Annotated in this window: 2 protein-coding genes and 1 pseudogene; all 3 read left to right on the top strand. The window is 75.9% G+C overall.

All coding sequences use genetic code 11. From position 1 onward, the window contains the following. On the top strand, positions 1 to 1188 hold a 1188-nt coding region (locus I53_RS27245), incomplete at its 5' end, for a heavy metal translocating P-type ATPase (RefSeq protein WP_043356869.1). Continuing rightward, positions 1185 to 1658 carry a Cu(I)-responsive transcriptional regulator gene (cueR, locus tag I53_RS27250; protein ID WP_043356871.1) on the top strand — a complete coding sequence of 158 codons (474 nt, stop codon included), beginning with the start codon at positions 1185 to 1187 and terminating at the stop codon, positions 1656 to 1658. The genes I53_RS27245 and cueR, both read left to right, overlap by 4 nt. A 279-nt stretch (positions 1659 to 1937) precedes the next feature. After that, a pseudogene (locus tag I53_RS27255) lies at positions 1938 to 2145 on the top strand (amidohydrolase); the annotation flags it as partial.

Consider the following 2145-nt stretch of genomic DNA (forward strand, 5'->3'; position numbering starts at 1 on the left):
CTGCTCCTGGCGCCCGCCCCTTCGCTGGGGCCGGCCCTGGTCAACGCCGTGGCGGTGCTGATCATCGCCTGCCCCTGCGCCATGGGTCTGGCGACGCCCACCGCCATCATGGTCGGCACCGGACGCGCGGCGGCGCGCGGCGTGCTGTTCCGCGACGGCGCCGCGCTCCAGGGCCTGCGCGACGTGCGGGTCGTGGCCCTCGACAAGACCGGCACCCTGACCGAGGGGCGCCCCCGGCTCACCGAGATCGTGCCGGCTGCGGGCATCGCCGAGGCCGAGGCCCTGGCCCTCGCGGCCGCGCTGGAGACCCGCTCCGAGCACCCGCTGGCCGGCGCCGTGGTGGCGGCCGCCCGCGACCGCGGCCTCGCCATGCCCGAGCCGGACCGCTTCGAGGCGGTGGCGGGCTTCGGAATCTCCGGACGGGTCGCGGGCCGGGCCGTGGCTGTCGGCGCCCCGCGCTACCTGGAACGGCTCGGCGTCGCCCTGAACCCGGATCTCGCCGCCCGCGCCGAGACGCTGGCCAGCCAGGGCCGCAGCCCGGTCCACCTCGTCCTCGACGGCCGCCATGCCGCGATCCTGGCGGTGGCCGATCCCGTGAAGGCGGGGGCCCGTGCGGCCGTGGCGGCCCTGAAGGCGCGCGGCCTCGTGGTGGCGATGGTCACGGGCGACGACCCCGTCACCGCCGCCGGCGTGGCGCGGAGCCTCGGCATCGACGCGGTGGCCGCCGGGGTATTGCCCGGCGGGAAGGTCGAGGCCGTCCAGCGGTTCCGGGCCGAGCACGGGCCGGTGGCCTTCGTGGGCGACGGCATCAACGACGCGCCGGCACTGGCGGAGGCCGATGTCGGGCTGGCCATCGGCACCGGCACCGACATCGCGGTCGAGAGCGCCGACGTGGTGCTGATGTCGGGCGACCTGGAGGCCCTGGTCGAGGCCCTGGCGCTGTCGCGGGCGGTGATGGCCAACATCCGCCAGAACCTGTTCTGGGCCTTCGCCTACAACGCCGCCTTGATCCCGGTGGCGGCCGGCGTGCTGGTGCCGTTCGGCGGCCCGGCCCTGTCGCCGATCCTGGCCGCGGGCGCCATGGCGTTTTCCAGCGTGTTCGTCCTCGGCAATGCCCTGCGGCTGCGCCGGGCCGGCGGACGGCCCGCGGCCGGCGCGGCGCCCGCGCTCAACGCGAGGGCGGCATGAGCGCGGCGAGTCTGACGATCGGCGAGGCGGCGCGCCGCACCGGCGTCTCGGCCAAGATGATCCGCTGGTACGAGGCGACCGGCCTGCTGCCGCCGGCCGCGCGGTCCGAATCCGGCTACCGCCATTACGGCGACGCCGACCTCCACACGCTCCGCTTCATCCGCCGCGCCCGCGACCTCGGCTTCAGCGTCGACGCGATCGCGGATCTGCTGGCGCTCTGGCGCGACCGCGCCCGGCCGAGCGCCGGGGTGAAGGCGATCGCGCAGGAGCAGATCGCCGATCTGCGCCGCCGCATCGCCGAGATGGAGGGGATGGCGCGGACGCTGGAGCATCTGGCGGAGGCCTGCTGCGGCGACGAGAGGCCGGATTGCCCGATCCTCGACGATCTCGCCGCGGACGACCATCCGCCCGAACCACGGCGGCGCAGCCGCGGGCTGGCGGGGCGGGGACCGGCGCGGGGGGCCGCGTGAGCGGACCGGAACGGCGCACTGGGCCGCCGGCGGAGGCTTGGTGGCGTGCGACGAACCCGGCTCGCCTCCCTCTCAGAACGGGGCGATCCGTTGAATCCCCCTGCGAGGTCTGTGCGCGGCGCTCGCGGATCGGGTGGTTGATCCGGACGGCCGGGCTCTGCGCGCTGTCCGGATCGGGCCCTGGGCGCCGCGCATGCGCCAAGCGCGGCCGTTGACGGCGGCGCTGGCCCCGGCTTTGCTGGTCCGGCCCACCCCAAAGGCCACGAAAGCCCCGACCCGATGCCCGTCCTCGAACGGATCCGCGACTTCGCCGACACGATGACGGCGTGGCGGCACGACCTGCACGCCCATCCCGAGCTGCTCTACGATGTCACCCGCACCGCCGGCTTCGTGGCCGAGACGCTGCGGTCCTTCGGCTGCGACGAGGTGGTCACCGGCTTCGGCCGCACCGGGGTGGTCGGCGTGATCCGGGGCAAGGGCTGCGCCT

It is taken from the genome of Methylobacterium sp. B1 (assembly GCF_000333255.1).
Taxonomy (GTDB): domain Bacteria; phylum Pseudomonadota; class Alphaproteobacteria; order Rhizobiales; family Beijerinckiaceae; genus Methylobacterium; species Methylobacterium fujisawaense.

What these genes read in the sequence shown, in the direction of transcription:
- cueR (WP_043356871.1), top strand. Translation starts at nt 1,185, where the DNA reads ATGAGCGCGGCGAGTCTGACGATCGGCGAGGCGGCGCGCCGCACCGGC.